Below are 21,960 nucleotides of genomic sequence, written 5' to 3'. Positions count from 1 at the left end.
AGAAAAGTCACTCCTCAAAACGAACCAAATTAGGGGCATCATCCAGAATGCTTAGATATTGCTCAGTATTTCCATACCTACCCTCAGGGTCCAATTCCTGATATCTTTTGAATTTCGCTATCCGATCTCCTTCTTTGACCCAGCCCAAATGCTTTAAGCGAATGTCGGATAACTTGTGAGGCAATTCAAAGACATTTTCTGCAAATCTCCCACAATGCTGCGGCCTATCGTTCCATTTGCATTCAAACCCCTCCCGATACCTGACAAGGAACGGCCGGTAATACCGGTGTGCGCACCAGCGATCATCCTCCCTGTAATGGGTTTCATTCCAAAAGTCATATAACCGGAAGCAATATACATCGACTTCTTGATCACTTATCAGCTGCTTGACTACCTCTTTGAATCTTTTTTCAAACATTTCATCAGCGTCAAGATTTAAAATCCACTCGGGATTCGACTTCACCGTCTCCGACCATTGCTGTTTACGAAGTTCTATTTCATTGGAGAACTTGGAGACATCATTCCTGATGATGCGTACTGGCATCCCCCTCAATACTTCTAAACAAACCTCTGCGGAATCGTCCGTGCTGCCATCATCAATAATCACGGCTTCATCAATATAATCACGAACTTCCTCTAAAACCTTCCTTAGATAACGGTCACTTTCATTTTTGATGACCATGCTCAGCGTTAATTTGGGACTGGATACCCCTGAAGCTTCCCTCTTATTATCCGTCCGATCAAGAAATTCCATCGCACCGTCCAAGTCCGAATCCCTGTATATATGATAAGCGGGCAAGTGGGTATCAACGTACATGGAAAATCCTAAAGCTGCGGCACGAATGCAAAAATGCCGGTCTTCACCCCAAAATGATAGATTCTCGATCATTTTAAAATTCACACCTGCTTTCAACGCTTTTTGGCTGATGAGTGTACAGGCACCCAATCCCCCAACTTTATGAACACCAGGTGTTCTCATCTGTCGGATGTACGACTGATAACGTGTGGTGATCTCCGAATCCGCCAACGGTTGACCGCGTGATATCTCCCATTGGGTGTATTCATCATATAACCATACTTGAGGCCGTTCTTCGGCATCAGGCTGCCATTTTGTCCAGAAAATATTAGAGATGATATCCTTTTTGGCAGAAATAAGCTGCTTGATGGTCAGAGGGTATAGCAGGAGGTCCGAGTCGATAAGAAATAAATAATCATAGTCTTGCTTAATCGCGTGTTCAATCATCATATTTTTGAAATCAGCGACCTTCCATACCAGATTTTCATTCCAGTAATGGGTAATGCCATTACACACGTATACATCGCTTTGATTGGATGCCAGTATTTTGACATTGCTCCGCTCCTGACTGAAATCCTCGAGCATTTTGCTTGATCGCTCATCTTCATTGTCATCAATGAAGAAAATGCCAAGCTCCAGTCCCTCCACATCCAGCCTTTTAAGTGAGAGCAGGAACTTTTGTAAAATATCTGGTTTCTGGTAAATCGGACTGCCTACTAACACCCGATTTTTTTTACTAGCCATAAATTCCACCCTTTACCGATAATTTAAGTAACTCGCCCCCAATTAATCTGACAGCATGACTTTTTTCCAAACCATTTATAACTATATATTCTTACCGAACTTGTCGGGTGTCATTTATATAATGGAGCCATGCATAAACCAAAACAGGCATCCATTCATGAATGGATGCCTGTTTGCATTTACTAGATTGGTAGTCCCATATTTTACGCTTCTTGCGGTACAGATAAACCTAAACCTTCGGCAATGCGCGTTCCGTATTCCGGATCGGCTTTGTAAAAATGGCCGATTTGACGAAGCTTGATTTCTTCCAATTCCACAGGTTTCATTGCGCCCACGATCGTGTCAACAAGGCGGGTTTTCTCTTCGGCACTTAATAGACGGTATAAGTCACCTGCTTGGGTGTAGTGATCATCACTATTATGACCGACTTGTGCAGCTTGCCCAGTCACCTCGAAAGGAGTGACTTTATTTTCTCTTGATTCGGCAGGGCCTCCAAAACTATTCGGCTCATAATAAACAGATCCCTTGCCATTGTCATCAGCACGCATGAAGCCATCACGCTGATAGTTATTCGCTTCCACTTTCGGACGGTTAACCGGAAGTTGGTTGTGATTCGAGCCCACACGGTAACGGTGTGCATCTCCATATGCGAATAGGCGTCCTTGAAGCATCTTGTCTGGGGAAGCTTCAATTCCCGGTACGAATGTTCCTGGTGAGAACGTGGCTTGCTCCACTTCAGCAAAGTAGTTTTCAGGATTTCTGTTCAATACCATACGACCAAGCTCGATCAGCGGATAATCTTTTTGAGACCATACCTTCGTCACATCGAATGGATCGAAACGGTATGTATCCGCATCTTCCAAAGGCATGATCTGAACATACAATTTCCATGCAGGGAAGTCCCCTTTTTCAATGGCATTGAAAAGATCTTCCGTATGGTAATCAGGGTTTTCACCTGCTAGTTTTGCTGCTAGATCCACATCAAGGTTTTTGATGCCCTGTTCTGTTTTGAAGTGATATTTCACCCAAACGCCTTTTCCTTCAGCATTCACCCATTTAAATGTGTGGCTTCCGAAACCATGTGTATGACGGAGTGTAGCAGGAATGCCCCGATCGGACATCAGGATCGTCACTTGGTGCAGCGATTCCGGTGAATGTGACCAGAAATCCCAAACAGCCGTAGGGTTTTTCAAATGTGTTCTAGGATCTCTTTTTTGTGTATGGATGAAGTCGGGGAACTTAATCGCATCGCGAATAAAGAATACAGGCGTATTATTACCGACGATATCGTAGTTTCCTTCTTCCGTGTAGAATTTAACAGCAAATCCACGCGGATCACGGACTGTATCAGCAGAACCCAATTCACCTGCAACTGTGGAGAAACGGATAAAAAGATCTGTCTTCTTGCCCACACCATTGAAAAGTTTAGCTTTCGTGTACTGAGAAAGGTCGTTCGTTACTTCGAAAGTTCCGAATGCACCGGCACCCTTCGCATGAACTACACGTTCAGGCACACGTTCACGGTTGAAGTGGGCTAGTTTTTCCAATAAGTGTACATCTTGAATGAGCACCGGGCCGCGTTCGCCGGCAGTGATCGAGTTTTGATTATCTCCAACTGGTGCTCCCCAGCTTGTAGTAAGGTTTCTCTTATTTGTCATAATTGAACCACCTTTTCATTATTATTTATGTATATAATGATAAAGCTTCTCAGAAAAAAATCAATACTTATTTATAATAATTTTAATATAATAATCAATCCATTGTTTTTTTTATTTATATTATGACTTCAACAACCTCCAGCATATGGAAATGTATAGTGATATAAACCGTTGAATGGTCAGCATATTGAAATAATCACATTCCTAATAATGGTATACGACCCTTATAACCAATATTCCTTCACACCGAGTGATTTTATCATTTCTCCTACCAATGGGTTAGTAATTGATAATGATGCCGAATATTCATAGATACTTTGCGCTACTTCACCCATCTCCTTCTATTTATCTTATAACAAACCTAAGTGTTCTCCTGTGACTTTGTTCACTTCATCTGCCTTTATTTACATGGTGAATATAAGGATGCATAGAAACCGAATTTTCATTGCTTTTGTGGACCTTTATTTCAGCTGACCTCTTCCAGTACATGGCCTTCCCCCTTATTTTGCTAGAGAAATTGTAAACATACTGGTTTGTGTTGGTTTGTGTTCGTATAGAAAATAAGATACTATTACGTTAAAATGACCGTCCAATAAGAGTAAGGGTGATATATATGAATGAGCGCAAGCAATTGGTAGTTAAATATGCACACCAATTATTTATTGAAAAGGGATATCAAGCAACATCCATTCAGGATATTTTAGATTATAGCGGCATTTCCAAAGGAACATTTTATAACTATTTTTCTTCTAAAAGCGAATTGCTTAAGGCAGTCTTCCTAACTTCGCAGGAAAAATTCGAAAAAGAGCGGAATGAATTGCTTATTGGGCAAAACCTTGCAGATATTGAGATATTCATCAAACAATCAGAATTACAAATGCACTCCAACAAAAACAATAAAATCTTTTTCTTATATGAAGAAGTAATGATTTCAAATGATACCGAACTTAAGAACTTCATCACACATGCTAAATTCCAGCATATCCATTGGCTATCAAAACGGTTTCTGGACATTTTCGGTGCTGATAAAAAACCCTATATTTTGGACTGTGCCATTCTTTACTCGGGAATGATGCATCAAACTATTCATTTTAATGCTTTGGCTAAAGAGCCAGATTTCAACCCTACTGAAATTATCCGTTATTGCGTCGATAGGATTAAATCGATTTTCGAAGATGTCAGCCAGTCAAATGCACAGCTTTTGGAACCCGATCTCATTAAGCAATGGCTGCCAGAGTGCTTCCATTCACAGCAGGATTTTCATACTGCACTCCTGCACTCTGCAAACGACCTAAAAAAGATGATTCTAAGGCTATGCCAAGATGATGAAGCAGAACGGGTTAAAAACCTAAAATTGATTCACTTTATCCAAGAGGAATTATTACAAAACGTTGAACCGCGAACCTTTCTAATTGAAAGTGCCCTGCTTTCCTTAAACACCAATCCAAAATTGAAAAACACATTGGAATTAAGTGAATTCGAAAAGATCATTGCCAACAATTAAATAGAAAAAGAAGACAAATGGGGTTCGGAATGGTCTTATCCCAAACCATGGTTTCACAACAAAACTAAGTTATACTAAATGGTTTTTTAGTTTTATAAAATCCTCAATGGATTGAAGAAAACTAGCTGAAACGTTCTTTTTGAGGGTTTGTAAAATAGGAACGTTAATTTCCTCTACGGCACTCGCTTTCCGCAGGAGTCTCGTACCTTCCGTTCCAATCAACTGGACTTTTTTAAAGATAAACTGCTCTAAGACCCTTAAATGGACCTTTTTCCAATCTTGGGGAATACATATCGTATTCCTCTTTTTTTGTGACAATTCTGCAAACATATAACTGAAATTCATGAAATTTTAGTATAATGACTTGTAGTTAAGGTGACTTCAGGAGGAGTTTTTCATGAACATAATTATGCGTTTTCTTATCAACGGGCTGGTATTGCTCGTTATTGACTGGCTTCTCGACTCCATCACGATTAAATCTTACGGAACAGCCTTGCTGGCGGTTTTTATATTATCAATCATGAACTTGCTGGTTAGGCCCATTCTCCAGCTTATCACATTGCCGATCACCATCCTGACGTTCGGGTTGTTTTCTTTCATTATCAATGCCTTCACATTCCAAATCACTTCCTATGCCGTCAGTGGCTTTGTAATAAATTCTTTTTGGGGAGCTTTAATCGGATCATTGTTATTGAGTTTCATTCAAAGTCTTCTTATAAAACAGAGTAAAAAAAACCGTCAGTAGCATACTGACGGTTTCATACTTTAGACAAACTCGATGAAAAATCGAATTTGTCTAAAGTTTTTTTAGGATCTATATACTGAAACAGTAAGTCGAATGGTGACGGTTTTTCGTATCATTTTCATTTTCATAACAGCCTTCGATATTTCCCGGGCTATTCCCCTAAATTTCGCTAAGCATCACTAGCTGTTTTCTCTTTTTTGACAATACTTTCCCCATAACTATACAAATCAAATCGAGTGCTCTGGAAATCAGTATCAATCGATTCATGGAATGGAATGGCTTCTTACCGGAGTGGAATGAACAGGTTCCTGTAGATGCCTTCGAGCGTAACCGAAATGAGATCACTTATAATCAATATCAGCATAATCGCAACCCTTTCATTGATCATCCTGAATGGGCCTCCGCCATGTGGCAATGATGAAACGAACAAGCTGTTCCTTATTTTTGGGACAGCTTGTTCACTGTTAAATGTCTAAATTTTTAGAAAAATCACATAATTTTATTTTGTTTGTATAGCATTATAATTAGTTTCGAAAGATTATTATACGATGAAAAATTATAGGATTACTTTTGTAGTAAGCGTTTTCATTTTTTACTTTACATTATTCCTATTAAAATATATTATTTAGTTGTAATATTATGTGAAAAATCAATAAATAATATGTATTCTCCTCTACTAGTGATAAAATGCTAGATAGAGAAAATTAAACTCCAACATAGAAAAGGGGAAAATTATGCAAAACTCCAAAGAATCTCAACTACATAGAGGTTTGGAAGAAAGACATATCGCATTAATGTCTCTTGGCGCAGCCATTGGAGTCGGATTATTTCTCGGCTCGGCATCTGCGATTAAATTAGCTGGTCCAGCCATCATCATTTCTTATGCCATTGGCGGACTTATGATCTATCTTATCATGCGTGCACTAGGTGAAATGGCGATAAAAAATCCAGTCGCAGGCTCTTTCAGTCGCTACGCAAGCGAATTTGTCGGTCCTCTTGCCGGATATATAACCGGATGGAATTACTGGTTCGTTTGGATCGCCACTTGTATGGCTGAAATTACTGCAGTCGGAATCTATATGCAGTTTTGGTTCCCTGATACTCCGCAATGGGCTTGGGCGTTAGCCGCACTCGCCATCATGACAACGATTAACTTTCTTGCTGTAAAAGCTTACGGTGAATTGGAGTTTTGGTTCGCCCTTATTAAAATCGTAACGATCATCCTAATGATCGTCCTTGGCTTTGGAATGATCATCTTTGGACTGGGGAATGGCGGAATCGCAGTCGGATTCGGCAACCTTGTTGAAAACGGAGGATTTTTCCCGAATGGAATTTCTGGTGTCATCCTCTCGTTCCAAATGGTCATGTTCGCCTATTTGGGAATTGAAATGCTCGGTGTTACCGCAGGTGAAGTTAAAAACCCTGAAAAATCTTTAAAAAGAGCCATCGATACCGTTTTTTATCGGATTTTACTTTTTTACGTTTTAGCTCTGACAGTCATTTTATCAATCACTCCATGGGATGAAATGAATGGGGAAAACAGCCCATTCGTTATGATGTTTGATAAAATCGGTATTCCAGGCGCAGCAGGAATCATTCAGTTTGTCGTACTGACAGCAGCCCTTTCATCTTGTAACAGCGGGATCTTCAGTACAGGAAGAATGTTATTCAACCTAGCGCAGCAAGGTGAATCACCAAAAAGTTTCGAACGTACAACAAAGTCAGGCGTTCCTGGCGTTGCCATTATCGTTTCGGCTATCGTGCTTCTTTTCGGTGTTTACCTTAACTACATGGAAGCCGATAAAGTTTTCACTTACGTCACAAGTGTCGCTACATTCGGTGCACTCTGGACATGGGGAACCATACTTGTCACACAGATCATGTCTAGACGGAAAATGAGTCAGGGAGAAAAACAAGGCTTGTCTTACAAAATGCCTCTTTTCCCATTCACTTCTTACTTAACTTTAGCCTTTTTAGTATTCGTAATGGTAGTACTCGGTTTTTCAGCAGATACAAGAATCGCTTTAATCGTTGGTCCGATTTGGATCTTACTGTTGGTAGCCCTGTATTATGTGACCGGCTTGCATAAACGGAAAAGATAAATGTCAGAGGGTGCCAATCTAATTGGCACCCTCTCTTTCTGCCTTCACCTTTTACCCCTTCTTTTGATCACCCAATGGACCGCCGCACCAGCTCCGCCTAAAATAATGAGGATAGGCAAGTTTCCTATTATAAAAACAATGATTCCTGAACCCGCTTTAAGTAATAGATTCGCACTTGTTGCAAGTTGTTTCTTCGTTCTTTCCCATGTATTCAATTCCTTATTATCAATGCCCGGCACAACTATCCGGTCCTGTGATAACGTGATGGTAACCGTCGAATATGAGGTCTGGTTCTCAAGATACTTCATTTGCCCGGTCAGCTGCTCTATTTCTTCTTGCACCACGGCAAGATCGGATGATATTTTCAACAAATCTTCGGTCTTCTCAGCATCCTTCATGAATGCAAGCAACCTTTCCTCTACTGCTCTCTTTGACTTCAATCTTGCTTTTAAATCTACATATTGCTCCGTTACATCCTGTCCTGTCACATTCCTTCCGACCACTTCTGAAGCCTCACCCTCGCTATCGGCTAGAAAATCCTGAAAATGGGTTTCAGGGACCCGAACAGTGATCGTTCCTTCCACCAGTTCTTCATCTTCCCTGTATACATTGGACTCGACAACATATCCGCCATATTCAGCCACCTTATTCTCAATCTTCATTTGTGCCTTTTCGAGGTTCTTCACCTTCAACTCAAGCTGGGCTTGATGGATGACCTTTCTTTCATCCGTCACTCCTTCCTTTTCCGCCGCTTCTTCCTGTTGCACCATATTCCCGGAAATTGAAGCGTCCATTTTACTTTCCGCCTTTTCATCATGTGATTCAGATGCAGAATCATTTTTTTCATTACTGCTGCATCCAGCAAGTAAAAGGAACAAACTGAACATTAACATCACTATTTTACGGTTCATCGGTATTCCCCCTTTTTTTAATAGTACCGACGTAAAGTTTGGAAGAAAGTTACACTTCTTGATTAAAGGGGATGTTTTATTTTCAGAGTGAGAAGGTAAGGGTATAAGAACATACAAATAATGAAGAAAGAAGAGGATCGCTTTATGAACTACGGAAAATTAGCTAAAAGTGTATTGGTACCTGTGGTTGGAGGCTCACTTGTGGGGATATTCGCCACAAGGAATTCAAAAGAAATTTATGACAAACTCAAGAAACCTGCTTTTGCTCCTCCTTCCTGGACTTTCCCCGTTGCTTGGACCAGCCTTTATACAATCATGGGAATAGCGAAATATCGTATTGCATCCAAAGAAAAAGAATCGAAGTCCGCTGAACGCCTCTATGATACTCAACTAGGGTTGAATTTCTTATGGTCTTTTTTATTCTTCAAATGGGGCTTTCGCGGAACAGCTTTTATTGAAATGGCTGCACTGCTGACCTTGATTACATTAACGGCATTCGAGTTTTATAAAATAGACCGTACATCCGGTTTAGCGATGGTTCCCTATATTGCTTGGGTCACCTTTGCATTGGGATTGAACTTTTCCATCTTCTGGAATAATTAATCACAAAAAAGGAAGCGCCCCTTGTATTAAGGAGCGCTCTCTTTTAGGTTTCACGAGTAAATATTGAAAACGAACGAGTAAATCCTCAGTTTTCACGAGTAAACCTCTATTAATTATTGATATTCGTAATCCTGCCTTCAATTTCAGCCGTGATCTTTCCGCCTTTAAAGGTTTCTTTTACATAGTTAACGAATGCTTCCAGGTCAGCATGTCCAAACACACGCTCTTTTCCTTTCAGTACGGTATAGTTATCACCGCCGCTTGCCATGAAATCATTGACGGCCACCGTGTATGTTTCGGTATCCTTGATAGGTGTTCCGTCCGCTTTCTCCAATAAGGTGACGCGTTCCGTGACAGGTTTACTGAAGTCGGCTGTATAGCTCAGTCCAGAAATTTGCAAGGTTTTCGGAGATCCTTCAACGATCCATTGCTGTTGAAGCAGCGTTTTCACTTCCGCTCCAGTCAGTTCCAGCTTAACCAATACGTTTCCGAACGGCTGGATTTTCGCTAAATCGGAAAAAGTGACTTCCCCCTTTGGAATATCTGCACGAATTCCGCCTGGATTCATGAAGGCAAAATCGGAATTCAAATCTGCCTTCATGGAATCGGCAATTAAATTCCCAAGGCCCGTTTCCTGCGTATACGCATTGGTTCTTAAAATTTTCTCATCCGTTGTCCCAAGCGGGGCTTTCAACTCGGGGAACATGTCTAGATAGTCGTTAATGAATTTCGTCGTCCCGGCATCAGGTCTAATGCCATCTTGTGTAACCGTGACAATCTCAGCTGACTTTTTGACAATATCCTTTGTGTTTGGATCGATTTCCAAATCCACATCTTCAAAAGCCGTTCCATAAGAGTAAGCTTGTACAATCAATTTATTATCCACATAGTTGTTGACCTTCGCATGATTATCTCCCGCTAAGATCACATCTACTTCATCATCCACTGCATTAGCAAGATCAGCCACTTCGCCTGTAATGACCCCTTCCTTTTCAGTGCCTGGGTCATGTGAGATGATCACAATCGATTTGACGCCTTTTTCTTTCAACTCATTAACCGCCTTATTTACGGCAGGTGCCTGTTCTATGAATTCTACATTCTTAATGCCATCCGGACTTACTTTTTGAGGTGTGGCATTCGTGACTACACCTATGAACCCAATATCAACCCCGCCGACCTTTTTTATGACGTAAGGGTCCAAAATCGGTTTTTTCGTGTCTTTATATACGACATTGGCAACTACATATGGAAAGTTCAATTTATCGAATACCACATCGGATGTTGGCGACTTTCCGCCATTGATTTGAGCCATCAGGGTTTCTACCCCTTTGTCGAACTCATGGTTCCCGACAGTTCCGACATCGAATTTCATATCATTCAAAAACTGAAGCGTCGGTTTGTCCTGGATTAAAGAAGAAACGGGTGCACTTGCACCTACAGCATCCCCTGCCGAAAGTAAAAGTGTATTTTCAGGGTTTTCAGCTTTACGCTGCTTCAAGTGCGCAGCTAAATAATCGGCACGCCCTTGTTTGATACCGCCAAAATCGGAAGTGGTATCAAGCTGGCCGTGAAGATCATTGATCCCGAGCAGTTGCACCTTAACGTTTTCTTTTCCCAAATTATATTTGTAAATGCCAAAGCCTTTATCATCCTTTTTGCCTGTATAGGAAATCGGGCTGTCTTCATTTAAATATTCCGCACCTTTAGGTGATGAGGTGAAAGTAACGTCCACCTTACCTGAAATCGGGGCAATCGACCAGTTATTATCAGCAGTTGGATTGATTTCACCCTCTTGTGTGATGTAATCCATCAAGATCTGGCGATTTTCATCCGCAGAGTCAACTACATATTCGCTGCCCTTGACTCCCGGGAAGTTCCCCCCGCCCGAAGCACGGTAATTATTCGTCACTACGATGAAATCTTGATTCGGGTCCACTGGTTCACCATTATATTTCAAATCTGCAATCCTGCTTGAATCCGACACTTTTATCCCTTTTTCATCATAGCGCGGAGCTTTGGTGACATCGATTTGATACGTAACGCCGTCTATAACATCAAAGTTATAAACGGCAAACTTTCCATTAAGCAGCTCCTGTTCCTCAGACTTGGCAGGATCGATTGTATTATATTTCCCGGCAGACATTTCTAGCCACTCTTTAACAACTGACCCTTTGATCTTGATTGCCTTCAAGGTATTATCGTATAAATATAAATCACCGGCGCTGCGAATGGTCAATCCGCCTTCCTTGATTTCGGTGAATTCCTCGACTCCATTGCGACCCGCTTTGAAAGGGGCTCCTACAGAGAGAATCGGCAAGTCCTTGTATTCAGGACGGTTGCTTTGGATGTATTTTTCTACATACCATTTCTGTGCGCTCGTCACGACCTGTACGGAAGGATCGTCTTGCACAAGGGCGAAGTAACTATGAATTGGAGCTGTAGTCGTTCCAATTGGCGTGTTGACATACTTGATCGTTCCTTCGTGATCCTTCTTCACGGCTTTGACGACAGATGCATCTTCAGCCGCTTTTTTTCCTGTTATTTTATCGTTGATTGCACGTGTTGATGAATCGGAATTGAAGACTTTCCATTTCCCCTTGATATTCTGGATATCAAGGTCGATGATCCCGAGATTACTGCCGCCATATCCTGCTTGAACGGCTGGTACACCATTGATGGTACCCTTTTTATTATCCACGCCTTTAAGGACTTTTCCTTGGCTATCTTTGAATAGGCTGTCTAAAGAAGCCTCATCTTGTGCCGGAAAGACCTTATGCGTGTGGGAGAAAGTGATGGCATCGATGCCGGATACCTTGCTTAATGAATAGATGACATCCTCGGTATTCTTGGTATCGCCATTAAATCCGGAATGCGTGAGCGCCACGATGACATCCGCGCCCTTTTTCTTCATTTCAGGTACATATTTTTTTGCAGTCGTGATGATTTCTTTTGTAATGACCTTACCTTCAAGGTTCGTTTTATCCCAATCCATGATTTGCGGAGGGGCAAATCCAATGTAGCCTATTTTTACTGATTTTTCTTTTCCATTGATGTCCTTTACTTTCTTTGTGACGATTTTATAAGGAGTATATTTATTTTTATCATTCTTTGAATCATTGTCTTTATCTTTTTTATAAACATTGGCATTGACATAAGGGAAGTTCGCATCGTTGATGGCCTCTTCCAAATAAGCTAAGCCATAATTGAATTCATGATTGCCGAATGTGGCCACATCATAGTCTAGCAAGTTCATCGCTTTATAGACAGGATGGACTTCACCCTTTTTCAGCGGCGCTATTTTCGCTTTGTACGTACCTAGCGGCGTCCCTTGAATAAGGTCGCCGTTATCCACTAAAACGCTATTTTTCACTTCTTTTCGTGCCTGTTTGATTAAAGAAGCTGTACGGGAAAAGCCGACAGAGTCCGATACGGCATCCTTATAATAATCATAGCTCACCAGATTAGTGTGTATATCTGTCGTTTCCATGATCCTTAGTTCAAAAGGTGCATCCGAAACGGAGGCTGCCAGGCTGTTGCCGAAGTTACTCGTATTGCCGTTATACTTGGAGACAACCGATACTTTGATCCAATAACCCGATTTGTACGAGTTGAAGTACGCAGAGAACTTTTGGGCCGATTTAATATCCGCCTCAATGGCTGACTGTGAAATGACCTTCGTCCCATTCATTAATTGAAAGACAACGGTTTCATTTCCTTTGTTCCCTTTTTTCGGTGTGACCGTTACAGTCGCTTTAGTGCCTTTTGAGTAATTAACAGTAGGAGCTGAAATCGTAAATGGTTCAGTCTTGGCCGGTTTCTTATTAGACTCTTTGGCGGATGTCTCCCCCGGTACGGCAAATGGGGCTGTAATCAAACTCACAGCAAGAATCGGGGCGAGCATCTTATTAACATGCATTTTGAACGACATACTTCACAACCCTTCTATTTTTGTAAAATGCTAGAATAATATATCATGATTTTGTCGAATAAACGCCAAAATTTATCTTAATATTACGAATTTTGAATAAACGGTACCTTTTACCTATTTTCATTCAGTGAACACGGACCTTTTTTCCTTCAAATATATATAAAGGCTGGCCCATGCACATGAGCCAGCCTGCTTAATGAAATGCTTACTGAAGAATCCAATAACTCATCTAAACCATTGAAACAAATTAATTTCGTTACTATTCTTTATCGTTTTCTTCATCTATTGATTTTTCTCATTCGTTTTTTTGCCAAGCCTCTATAAACAAGGTTTCATCAAAACAAAAGTGTAATTTAACGTAACTCAAAATAAAAGTCATAAAAATGTCACTTATGTAAAAATTTTTCGGCATATATAATTACATTTATGCTTAAAAGAAAGGATGTTTTTATTTGCCTAGTAATAAAAAGGAAGGCATAATCTTTGGACTTTTTATGTGTTTTGGTATGGTCCTTATTATGTCAGTTTACAACACAGCTTTACACGGCTTGTCATCGTTTACCGTAGGGGGTGCAGTAATTCAATTTGCGGTAACATTTATCGTCGCTTTTATTGCAGAGTCAATAGTTGAACCGAAGGCGCGTAAACTTGCATTATCACTGCCTTATGATAAATCGAAAGAATCCAACTTTATTATTGCAATTGCCTTTTGCATGGTCCCTGTAATGGTCCTTATTATGTCAGTATATGGGCTTATTTTAACTAGTTTAATGATGGGGATTGAGGGTTCAATCTTCATAGCTTACCTTAAAACAGTTTGTCTAAACTTTATCGTGGCGCTACCATCACAGTTACTGATTGTTGGACCAATCTCACGCTGGTTATTAACTAAATACATTAAACCAGCGACACAAAAGCCAAAATTAACAAAAGTTTGAGTGCGTAAATATTAATATATATGACAAATAAATAAAAAGGATTAAGCTAATACGCTAATCCTTTTTATTTAATATGTTATAACCTACTGCGTTAAGACGAAAAATCCCTTATATCATGAATTGACCTGTCCCATCCAGACCAAGGCGTTTTCCTGTGAAGCGACCATTATATCCAATATGGATTCCCTGCTTGTCCTCCTTCCATAATCCCTTTTTTTATTACCAGTTTTAAAACATAAAGACTATAAATCCCGATCTATTAAACTGGCGGATACCGGTTCGATGCCCATCTCCCTCGACCAAATGGACAGCTGGCCTATATGGTGAATTTCGTGCGCTATCAGATGGCGCAGTATCCTGCCTTTTTCGTATGTCCCCTCCATCCAAGCTGGCTGAATCATTCCATTATCTTCTTCAATAGCATGCGAGTTCAAATATTCAATGATCTCAGAATGATAACTAGCGGATAAATCTTCGACCTTTTCGATCGTATCATAAGCTTCCAAATCGATCGCGACATCAGGCTTCCCTTGTATGGCCCTGATCCAGCTGCATTCGACATCGATAATATGGGCGAGTGTCTTCAATATATTCCCCATCCCTCCTGTGCGCTGCCGTTTCAGCTCCTCATTCGGTAAGGACCGGCACCACTTGAACCACTCATTTCGCACCTGCCAGTTATAATTGAATAAGATCAACATCCATCCCTGCCTCCTAACACTCTTTGTCGTCAAGCATCCTTCAGCCTTTGTATTGATAATAATCCTGTCTTTGAATGGTTTTGAATCCACAAGATTCATAGAGTCTTAAAGCATGCCCATTAGTCGCCTCTACCTCGAGAAAAATATCATATCCCAACTGGCATTGTTCGGCTACGACCTTTTTCAATGCCTTTCTGCCAAGTCCTTTTCCCTGGTATTTTGGCAAAATGGAAAATCCATAAATCCACGCTTCCCGGCCAGAGTGATCAACACGGATCTTACCGACTGCAAGACCACCCTTTTCAATCATCATGGTTTTCAGAGTATCCTCATAGAGGATGCGCTGATAATAATCCTTCGCCTCTTGTTTCGTAAATTGGAAACATTGAATATCCAGCTGAATTTCCGTTTCCTCATCATCCCTCCGTGAAGGGCGAACGACTGCATCACCATAATCATCAAGCTCCGTTTCGGACCATTTCATTTGAAACTCAGAAAAAGCAAACTCACAATTGAGCTGCTTCAAAAATCCTGTCCCTGAATGGGATTGAGCAGGTGAGTTCAAAAGAATCAACTTATAGTTGCGCTCTGCGGCACTCCTTATGGCCTCTTCCATCAGCTTTGTAAAAATGCCTTGCCTACGGAAATCAGGATGCACCATTCCGCACATCTCCACTTTGTTTCCAAAATCGTATAGACCTAGAAAACCAACAAGCTTCAATCCATCATAGTGAAAAAAGTCATTCTTATTCACACCATTTCGACTGCGAAGCGTTTCCCAGTTCAGCTTTAAAGTAAAACCTTCCCGTTCACATTCATGCTGCAGGATCTGAATATCTTCTAGCTGTTGACTTTTCATTTTTTTCCACCCCATTTCCATATTATCAGTTTATTACCAAACAATAAGAAAAGCAGCACCCTTTTACTCGGATACCGCATACTTCTATAAGTTTATTGATGAATGTTGTTTTTTTAAAAGTATTTTCACTTTAATCCATAAAACTAAAATCGTATGAGGGGAGGATTTCCTATCTAATTCCATTGACGGATGAATTATAGTAGTAAAATGATTCCAAATGACGATTATTTTTTACCTATTTTGTGCTATATTCCAAATAATGGTTTATTATTTTTTTATTTGAGTGTAAGGGAGGGGTTTAGCAAAGTCTTGATTTTCAGATAGTACCCATTTCTTTATACCCGAATTCCGGACCCTTTTTTGAATAGAATCCGAAATTCGGTGTTTATCACCTGGCACATACGCCCTGAGGTTATCGTTTTTTCGTTTTATGAGCGGACTTTTTTAAGTTCTCTACGTCCGTTGTCAGTTCTTTTAATTGTTTACCGAAGCGGAAGAGCAAAAACATAGAAACGACGAATGGATAGCCAAATTCGCTAACTAATGAAACCCACATAGTAGCATCCTCAATCATCATCCTCTTCACCCCTTTTCTTGTATCTGATATCTAAAGTGAAACTTGTTTAAAAAAATCAATCTAGCACTATTGATTCATGGAAAAAAGAACGAATGTTCGTATATAATTGATTTATTCCCCTTGTCTATCACTTTATTAATTAAAGGAGGGATAACAATGAACCAATTAACTTCTCATTTTTTTTCTCATTCATTGGAGTTTCTGCAGCAACAGTACTCATCTTTCTTTGAACAACCCATCATTCAAGTATTTTTACAGAACCCAGAGCATTTAAAGATTTTCACTGAAACTCTTGATTCCCCTTCTTCCCACAACATTTGCCATCTCAACGAGACTTTCAAAATTTTCTATTACCGGGCTAAAGTATACAAATACATGTGCTCCTTAATTTACTTTTTCTCTGTTGATTTTGATAAAAGGGCACGGAAACAGCGGGAACGCTATCGAATGGTACTTGATGCGGCACCAAGGGATACTGGCGGATTCATCGATCGAATCGGCACTATGGACGTTCAACTTGAAAAGATGGGGGAAACGAATGAACTCGCTTCACACATAAGTGATGAAGAGATGATAAAAGCCTTGAAAAAGTTAACAGCCAAACAAAGCCTGGTTCTGACCATGATCTTTTCCTACGGCCTATCCAACAAGGAAATTGCTGCCTATTTCCATGAGTCGCCACAGAATATCTCAAGCATCCGTAAACAAGCTCTAAAAAAACTTCGAAAGCACTATATGGATGAGGTATATGTTAGAAAGGAGAAAAGCCATTGTGGATAAAAAACTGTCAAAAGAAGAATTAATGGATCTAATCGACTCTTTGAATCCTAAAATAAAAAAATCGTTAAAAAACACGAACTATCAAGACCGGAATGATCTGGAGCAAGAAATTAAACTCAAGATCATTGAATCATATGAAAAAATCGCAGCAATCGAGGCCCCAAATTTCGAGGAGTTCCTTGCAGAATTCCTTACTAAGCAAAAACAATGAAAAAGTACCAAGTCCAGAGCAAGGATGCTGGGCTTGGTACTTTTTTTCTGAATATCGTTATGATGGTTTCAATGTCAGCGTATCACCCTTTGGGTCGTCTAAAGTGGTTTTATGATAAGTACCTTCTGCCCAATCGTCAAGCTGATCGTGGTACCACTCACTTTTCACGTTACCTGATTGACCAGGGCCAACAAGGTGATATCCTTGATTCATATCGGCCAGGTCGATGACAAATCTCCAGGACCCGCCATGATTAACGGTTCCATCATCTAAAAATGCCGCCGCCTGTACGGTGACACTGCTGCCGCCTACCGGCATTCCGCCGCCGCTGTTAAATACATAATTTAATGGGGCGACACTCGAGAGCGGGTGGTTAAACCTGACCTGATGATAGTCTCCCCATTCCCAATCAGCTATATCGTCACCTTGTGATTCTCCCAGTTCCGTTAATGTCTCCTGCAGCGACTTGGCAAGCACCTGCTCAAGTCCGCCCGCCTCATCAATCCAAGGGCCCGGCTTACCGTCCAGTGCCCGCCTTAGTAGTTCATCGACGGCCGACCGCCTTCCATTAAAGAGGTTGAGGGTTTCCTCAGGTATTTCTTCCTTAAGCAGAACATCACCTATTTTTCGCATCCAGACATTAAAGATCATCGGTGCCGCTTCATCAACGGAATCAATATGATTCCATTTTTTCAGAATCGTTAGTGCCTGGTCTTCCTTTTTCCCAGATGGACCTTTCAATACCTCCACGAATTGAGGAACAAACTCCTTAGCTTGCAAATTCACTGTATCCATCTGCAGGCTTTGCATATCCTCGGCCGTAAGCTTTTTATTGGCTTTTAAAAACTCCTGTATCCTCATCTGACGGTACGGCTGTGCCCAGTTATTGCTGATGTGGTAAGGATAATCATCTGAGATGACTTTATTATTCGCCGTCGAAATGAATCCCTCTTCCGGATTCACCGTTTTTGGAAGTTCATCAAAGGGAATATAGCCTTTCCACTCAAATTCATCCGTCCAGCCAGGTACAGGCAGCATACTATCGCCTTTTTTCCTGATTGGGATTTTCCCATTCGCCTTATAGGCAATGGTCCCGTCGACTGAGGCAAAGACAAAATTCTGGGCCGGCGTTTCGAATTGCAAGAGGGCCTTTTCGAATTCTTTCCAGCTTCCCGCTTTATTCATATTCAGTACCGCTTCAAGCTCGGCAGATGGATCAAGTGCCGTCCACCTTAATGCAAGCACGGTATCTTTTCCGCTTTTCCCAGCAAACTCGGAGACAACCGGTCCATGGCGGGTAACCGTCACTTTATAGTCGAGTGTTTTACCACCCTTCACCTTTATGGGTTCGTCCAAGATTTCAGCTTTTTCCCAGTTGCCTTTGTAGGAGAATTCTTTCTCGTTTTCCGGGTTTCTCCTCTCAATATACAGATCCTGTACATCCGGACCGGTATTGGTCACACCCCAAGCCACCTTTTCGTTATGACCGAGGATGATGCCCGGAATCCCGGCAAAAATAACACCGCTCACATTGACCGACGGGGCCTCCAAGTGCATTTGATACCAAACGGACGGTGTAGCTAATCCCAGATGGGGGTCATCGGCCAATAACGGCTGACCGGAATCCGTTTTCTTGCCTGAAACTACCCAGTTATTGCTGCCGTTGAATTCATAAGGAATAACGGCCCCGGCAAAACTTTTTTCAATATCCAGTTCTTCCTTGCTGATGATATATGGAGCGCTCTTTGGATAATTAGGGAATAAATCATATGCTTTTTCCTTGGGGAACGTTTGCAGCAAATACTGCCTAAACGCCTGATCTTCCCAGTTCCCACCTAAATCAAAGGCCATATATTTACCGATGGTCAGCGAATCGACGGGTGTCCACGGCTCTGGTTCGTATCCAAGCAGAGTGAACTCCGCCGGCCATTTCCCATTCTCCTTCAATTCATTGATATAAAGATTTACCCCCTCGGCAAACACATCCAAGGCATCTTTCCCGTCACTTGAATACGCTGCATAAGAGGCTTCAGCCGCCCTCCTCAACCCAAGTGTACGGAAATACTTATCGTTTTTGACGGTTTTCTCACCAATCACTTCACTCAATCTTCCTGAAGCCTGACGCCTGCTTAAATCCATTTGAAATAAACGATCCTGTGCTTGGATATACCCTTGGGCTAAATACAAATCATGTTCATTCGCTGCGTTGATATGCGGGACCCCACTTGAATCCCTCACCACCGTAACCGGTTTCAAAAGACCTGGAAGCGATATTTCCCCCTTCGTTTCCGGCAAGGATCTTGAAAGAAATACATTTGCAGCAATCAAGACAGACAGCAAAAGTATCATCATGATTCCAAAACTCCATAGCACCAGCTTTCTCCACTTCCGTTTTGGCTTTTGCTGAGGTACGGCAACTTCCATCGATTCATCTCCCTCTCTCTCCCCATAAAACTCTCTTTCTTTCTATTTAAGATATTCCGCGTTTCCACCCATCTTTCCTACCAACATCCTTACATTCTCTCTTTTTATTTCAGTAAGGCTGGAAAGGTTCAAGGACAAATTTTTCCTGGGCAAGGTCGAATTTCTACCGCGAAATTGCTCCGATAAACATTAAATCAAATGCAAAAACACCGATACAATGTATCGATGTGGCAGGGAATTCTAGCTATTTGCAATAATGTATTCAATGACTTTATCTGCATCGTCTGTATAAAAGAGAGCTTTATCAAAGTCATGGGCCGCCTTCGTCTCGGCTTCCATGTATTCAATCACGGAAAGGAGACCAAGTAGCCTCTTCCATTTATGAGTTTTCTCGAGAAGTTTTCTTTCCTTTTTTATATCCTCTGGTATGAATTCATTAATGATAAAACATGGGTCGGAAAATGAGGGGTCCCGAAAACGCTCGTTCAAGGCTCGCAATTTATCCCGATCCCATTCGGCCCTTACCAAGTCCGATATGACCGAGACATTTTGGACCGAATCGAGGATGCGTTTGGACAAAATATCATATTCTTCGTCCTCCAAGCCTTTATCCGTCATGATTCCTACACAATACCATTTTTCGTTATGATCAGGTTCTTCATTTTTCTTAAAAAACACTCTTCGTCCACCTTCCTTACACGCTTTACATTATTCACTTTACTTAAATGAAAATCAACATGCCCTTACGCCATTAACTATATCATGAAGAAATATCGATGGACGATAAAGTATGAAAGCTTCCTGGGAACTACATGACATAGAAAAAAGATACCCTAAAATAGGATACCTCCATCATACTGGCTGAAGAGCCAGCCCTCTTTGTTTAAACAGATATTCCAGTGCCTGCCTGAATGATAGGAAGGCTTTTACCTGATTTGCGAAATCAAGTTTGACGATCTCTTTCACGGCATCAGGGGCAAAGCCGACAAACATCGTTTCCGTACCCATCAACGCAAGTGCCCCCACTAATTGATCCAACAGGGAGAGCATATTGCTTTCCTTCGTAAAGTTAATTCCGGAGAAATCCATGATCAGTACTTCCGCATGCAGATCTGCACATTTTTGCAGTACCGTCGATTGCATCGACTCCATTCTCCAATCGTCAATTCGTCCGATCAACGGTAGGAGCAGCACATCCTTTAATACGGTCTGAACGATCGGGGTGGACAATTCCTCCATGACTTCTTGGTTTTCTTTTATCTTCTGCAAAGAATCGTTTGCCATTTTCGCCATTTCTTTATAATGATTCACGTAACTGATACTCACACAGTGTATGAACTGGTCCAGGATTGCATCAATTATCGAGCTTGCCTTTAGCAGAATTTCAATCGAGTAATAGCGATTGCTTACTTCTTCTTCAATGAAACTCCAGAAAAGGTTACGCACAAGCTGAGCTTCCTCAATATTCTTATCTAAAGGAATCCCCATATCCACGATGCGCTTACCTATTTCCATACCCGTTATTTTCATACTTTCCATTGCCTGTGCCTTTCCATGAATCAAGGCCTCTGCATGAATTTGAATAAGCTTTGACCGTACCTCTTTACTGGTTTCAAAATCATAGAGCGGTTCCTCTTCTTCAAACAACTCGATATGCTCCACTAAGATATATTTAAATTTTTCAATTTTTTCACCGATCATTCTTAATTCTTCCATGTAGACCTCCCATACAGGGCTTTTATCACATTTTATCAAATAATGAATGGTTAAGGATATAAAATCCTTCTATTACCAATATGATAATAGACGTTTATCCTTTTCTTTATAAGGGTATTATGCTATATGACACTGGAGGGATTATCATGAAAAAAGATCAACAAGACTTCGAATCTGAAAACATGAGCGATTTAGTAGAACTCATAAACAGTAAAAATAACAGCCGCAGAATCTTGGATGTACTACGGCGTAATAAAAAGGCTAAAAGTAAAAGCACAGATAAAAAATGAAAAAACCCAGTCCAAAATGGTCTGGGTTTTTTCATTGGATAAAATAAAAGTGCTGAGTTTGTTGTATTAAGCAATCTCAGCTCTCCCGTCATTAACTATTGAAAAGCCACTACCTTTTTCTCCGGATTTCCTTCACATGGTTTCCTTCAGTGGTAATATAGACTGTTTCATCAATTTTGTATGTTAAATAACGGTCACAATCAATTTCCAACGTTTTCCCATTGCTGAATTTCATTGCGCAATTGGATCCCTCTTCGGTTTCCGTAACATCAATGACTTCGTTCGTCTTAAAACCGACTGCCTTGCCATCGGAGAAATGAGGATAGTATTTTTCAACAATCTCCACCTTTTCCAATCTGCCCGGACTTGTTAAGTATACAACGAATAATATAATTAAAACGGCTATTAACCCAATGAGAATTACTGCTTTTCGATTCACTCTATCTATTACCCTCTTCTCTTATCAATCTATT

General features: G+C 40.9%; 19 protein-coding genes and 1 pseudogene. 9 read left to right on the top strand and 11 right to left on the bottom strand.

Annotation, left to right across the window (positions count from 1 at the left end; genetic code table 11):
* Positions 1-7: 7 nt before the first annotated feature.
* Both ACIROD_RS21395 and katA read right to left on the bottom strand, forming a co-directional pair.
* Positions 8-1,540, bottom strand: a complete 1,533-nt coding sequence (locus tag ACIROD_RS21395) for a glycosyltransferase (RefSeq protein WP_402943892.1) — start codon at positions 1,538-1,540, stop codon at positions 8-10.
* A 203-nt stretch (positions 1,541-1,743) separates the two neighbouring features.
* Positions 1,744-3,198, bottom strand: a complete 1,455-nt coding sequence (gene katA / locus ACIROD_RS21390; RefSeq protein WP_402943889.1) for a catalase KatA — start codon at positions 3,196-3,198, stop codon at positions 1,744-1,746.
* Positions 3,199-3,811: 613 nt separating this feature from the next.
* On the opposite strand from katA, the gene ACIROD_RS21385 reads away from it, so the two are divergent.
* From ACIROD_RS21385 to ACIROD_RS21370, 4 genes and pseudogenes are all read left to right on the top strand, one after another.
* Positions 3,812-4,702 carry a TetR/AcrR family transcriptional regulator gene (locus ACIROD_RS21385; protein ID WP_101223580.1) on the top strand — a complete coding sequence of 297 codons (891 nt, stop codon included), beginning with the start codon at positions 3,812-3,814 and terminating at the stop codon, positions 4,700-4,702.
* Between the two features lie 397 nt (positions 4,703-5,099).
* Entirely contained in the window at positions 5,100-5,447 is a 348-nt protein-coding gene (locus tag ACIROD_RS21380) for a phage holin family protein (RefSeq protein ID WP_101223581.1), read from the top strand.
* A 283-nt stretch (positions 5,448-5,730) separates the two neighbouring features.
* A pseudogene (locus ACIROD_RS21375) lies at positions 5,731-5,865 on the top strand (endonuclease); the annotation flags it as partial.
* Between the two features lie 316 nt (positions 5,866-6,181).
* Positions 6,182-7,549 carry an amino acid permease gene (locus ACIROD_RS21370; RefSeq protein WP_101223582.1) on the top strand — a complete coding sequence of 456 codons (1,368 nt, stop codon included), beginning with the start codon at positions 6,182-6,184 and terminating at the stop codon, positions 7,547-7,549.
* 44 nt (positions 7,550-7,593) lie between these two features.
* Here the strand turns inward: ACIROD_RS21370 and ACIROD_RS21365 are convergent, their stop codons facing one another.
* Positions 7,594-8,460 carry a DUF4349 domain-containing protein gene (locus ACIROD_RS21365; RefSeq protein WP_402943883.1) on the bottom strand — a complete coding sequence of 289 codons (867 nt, stop codon included), beginning with the start codon at positions 8,458-8,460 and terminating at the stop codon, positions 7,594-7,596.
* A 144-nt stretch (positions 8,461-8,604) separates the two neighbouring features.
* Between ACIROD_RS21365 and ACIROD_RS21360 the strand changes: the two genes are divergently transcribed.
* Positions 8,605-9,063, top strand: coding sequence for a TspO/MBR family protein (locus ACIROD_RS21360; RefSeq protein WP_402943880.1), 459 nt, complete (start codon positions 8,605-8,607; stop codon positions 9,061-9,063).
* Positions 9,064-9,172: 109 nt separating this feature from the next.
* Here the strand turns inward: ACIROD_RS21360 and ACIROD_RS21355 are convergent, their stop codons facing one another.
* Positions 9,173-12,991 carry a bifunctional 2',3'-cyclic-nucleotide 2'-phosphodiesterase/3'-nucleotidase gene (locus ACIROD_RS21355; protein WP_402943877.1) on the bottom strand — a complete coding sequence of 1,273 codons (3,819 nt, stop codon included), beginning with the start codon at positions 12,989-12,991 and terminating at the stop codon, positions 9,173-9,175.
* Between the two features lie 452 nt (positions 12,992-13,443).
* Here ACIROD_RS21355 and ACIROD_RS21350 point away from each other — a divergent pair, with 452 nt between their 5' ends.
* Positions 13,444-13,929: a DUF2798 domain-containing protein gene (locus ACIROD_RS21350; protein ID WP_402943874.1), complete on the top strand. Its 486-nt coding sequence runs from the start codon at positions 13,444-13,446 to the stop codon at positions 13,927-13,929.
* A gap of 242 nt (positions 13,930-14,171) precedes the next feature.
* On the opposite strand, the gene ACIROD_RS21345 is transcribed toward ACIROD_RS21350, so the two are convergent.
* The 3 genes from ACIROD_RS21345 to ACIROD_RS21335 form a co-directional block, all read right to left on the bottom strand.
* Positions 14,172-14,630, bottom strand: a complete 459-nt coding sequence (locus ACIROD_RS21345; protein ID WP_402943871.1) for a DinB family protein — start codon at positions 14,628-14,630, stop codon at positions 14,172-14,174.
* A gap of 40 nt (positions 14,631-14,670) precedes the next feature.
* Positions 14,671-15,489 carry a GNAT family N-acetyltransferase gene (locus ACIROD_RS21340; protein ID WP_101223587.1) on the bottom strand — a complete coding sequence of 273 codons (819 nt, stop codon included), beginning with the start codon at positions 15,487-15,489 and terminating at the stop codon, positions 14,671-14,673.
* Positions 15,490-15,901: 412 nt separating this feature from the next.
* On the bottom strand, positions 15,902-16,066 hold the full coding sequence (locus ACIROD_RS21335; RefSeq protein WP_081088496.1) for a YvrJ family protein: 165 nt from the start codon (positions 16,064-16,066) through the stop codon (positions 15,902-15,904).
* A gap of 156 nt (positions 16,067-16,222) precedes the next feature.
* Here ACIROD_RS21335 and ACIROD_RS21330 point away from each other — a divergent pair, with 156 nt between their 5' ends.
* Both ACIROD_RS21330 and ACIROD_RS21325 read left to right on the top strand, forming a co-directional pair.
* On the top strand, positions 16,223-16,846 hold the full coding sequence (locus ACIROD_RS21330; RefSeq protein ID WP_101223588.1) for a sigma-70 family RNA polymerase sigma factor: 624 nt from the start codon (positions 16,223-16,225) through the stop codon (positions 16,844-16,846).
* Positions 16,839-17,057, top strand: a complete 219-nt coding sequence (locus tag ACIROD_RS21325; RefSeq protein ID WP_101223589.1) for a hypothetical protein — start codon at positions 16,839-16,841, stop codon at positions 17,055-17,057. The genes ACIROD_RS21330 and ACIROD_RS21325 overlap by 8 nt, the downstream gene beginning before the upstream one ends.
* 57 nt (positions 17,058-17,114) lie before the next feature.
* Here ACIROD_RS21325 and ACIROD_RS21320 read toward each other — a convergent pair whose 3' ends face one another.
* From ACIROD_RS21320 to ACIROD_RS21310, 3 genes are all read right to left on the bottom strand, one after another.
* Entirely contained in the window at positions 17,115-19,481 is a 2,367-nt protein-coding gene (locus ACIROD_RS21320) for a penicillin acylase family protein (protein WP_402943861.1), read from the bottom strand.
* Between the two features lie 240 nt (positions 19,482-19,721).
* Entirely contained in the window at positions 19,722-20,159 is a 438-nt protein-coding gene (locus ACIROD_RS21315) for a hypothetical protein (RefSeq protein WP_402943857.1), read from the bottom strand.
* A gap of 174 nt (positions 20,160-20,333) precedes the next feature.
* Positions 20,334-21,197: an STAS domain-containing protein gene (locus ACIROD_RS21310; protein WP_402943853.1), complete on the bottom strand. Its 864-nt coding sequence runs from the start codon at positions 21,195-21,197 to the stop codon at positions 20,334-20,336.
* 146 nt (positions 21,198-21,343) lie between these two features.
* On the opposite strand from ACIROD_RS21310, the gene ACIROD_RS21305 reads away from it, so the two are divergent.
* A complete protein-coding gene (locus ACIROD_RS21305; RefSeq protein ID WP_230176223.1) occupies positions 21,344-21,487 on the top strand; it encodes a hypothetical protein in 144 nt (47 codons plus the stop codon).
* Between the two features lie 109 nt (positions 21,488-21,596).
* On the opposite strand, the gene ACIROD_RS21300 is transcribed toward ACIROD_RS21305, so the two are convergent.
* Complete coding sequence (locus tag ACIROD_RS21300) at positions 21,597-21,926, bottom strand: hypothetical protein (RefSeq protein ID WP_101223592.1); 330 nt, start codon at positions 21,924-21,926, stop codon at positions 21,597-21,599.
* Positions 21,927-21,960 lie beyond the last annotated feature (34 nt).

This window comes from Peribacillus sp. NPDC101481, from assembly GCF_044767165.1.
Taxonomy (GTDB): domain Bacteria; phylum Bacillota; class Bacilli; order Bacillales; family DSM-1321; genus Peribacillus.
The sequence above is the reverse complement of the archived record's forward strand: the minus strand, read 5'-3'. Positions and strand labels throughout refer to the sequence as shown.

Coding starts and splice junctions, on each gene's coding strand:
- ACIROD_RS21310 (WP_402943853.1), bottom strand. CDS start 21,197: ATGGAAGAATTAAGAATGATCGGTGAAAAAATTGAAAAATTTAAATAT.
- ACIROD_RS21345 (WP_402943871.1), bottom strand. CDS start 14,630: ATGTTGATCTTATTCAATTATAACTGGCAGGTGCGAAATGAGTGGTTC.
- ACIROD_RS21370 (WP_101223582.1), top strand. CDS start 6,182: ATGCAAAACTCCAAAGAATCTCAACTACATAGAGGTTTGGAAGAAAGA.
- ACIROD_RS21340 (WP_101223587.1), bottom strand. CDS start 15,489: ATGAAAAGTCAACAGCTAGAAGATATTCAGATCCTGCAGCATGAATGT.
- ACIROD_RS21320 (WP_402943861.1), bottom strand. CDS start 19,481: ATGGAAGTTGCCGTACCTCAGCAAAAGCCAAAACGGAAGTGGAGAAAG.
- ACIROD_RS21365 (WP_402943883.1), bottom strand. CDS start 8,460: ATGAACCGTAAAATAGTGATGTTAATGTTCAGTTTGTTCCTTTTACTT.
- ACIROD_RS21330 (WP_101223588.1), top strand. CDS start 16,223: ATGAACCAATTAACTTCTCATTTTTTTTCTCATTCATTGGAGTTTCTG.
- ACIROD_RS21395 (WP_402943892.1), bottom strand. CDS start 1,540: ATGGCTAGTAAAAAAAATCGGGTGTTAGTAGGCAGTCCGATTTACCAG.
- ACIROD_RS21385 (WP_101223580.1), top strand. CDS start 3,812: ATGAATGAGCGCAAGCAATTGGTAGTTAAATATGCACACCAATTATTT.
- katA (WP_402943889.1), bottom strand. CDS start 3,198: ATGACAAATAAGAGAAACCTTACTACAAGCTGGGGAGCACCAGTTGGA.
- ACIROD_RS21305 (WP_230176223.1), top strand. CDS start 21,344: ATGAAAAAAGATCAACAAGACTTCGAATCTGAAAACATGAGCGATTTA.
- ACIROD_RS21335 (WP_081088496.1), bottom strand. CDS start 16,066: ATGATGATTGAGGATGCTACTATGTGGGTTTCATTAGTTAGCGAATTT.
- ACIROD_RS21355 (WP_402943877.1), bottom strand. CDS start 12,991: ATGTCGTTCAAAATGCATGTTAATAAGATGCTCGCCCCGATTCTTGCT.
- ACIROD_RS21360 (WP_402943880.1), top strand. CDS start 8,605: ATGAACTACGGAAAATTAGCTAAAAGTGTATTGGTACCTGTGGTTGGA.
- ACIROD_RS21380 (WP_101223581.1), top strand. CDS start 5,100: ATGAACATAATTATGCGTTTTCTTATCAACGGGCTGGTATTGCTCGTT.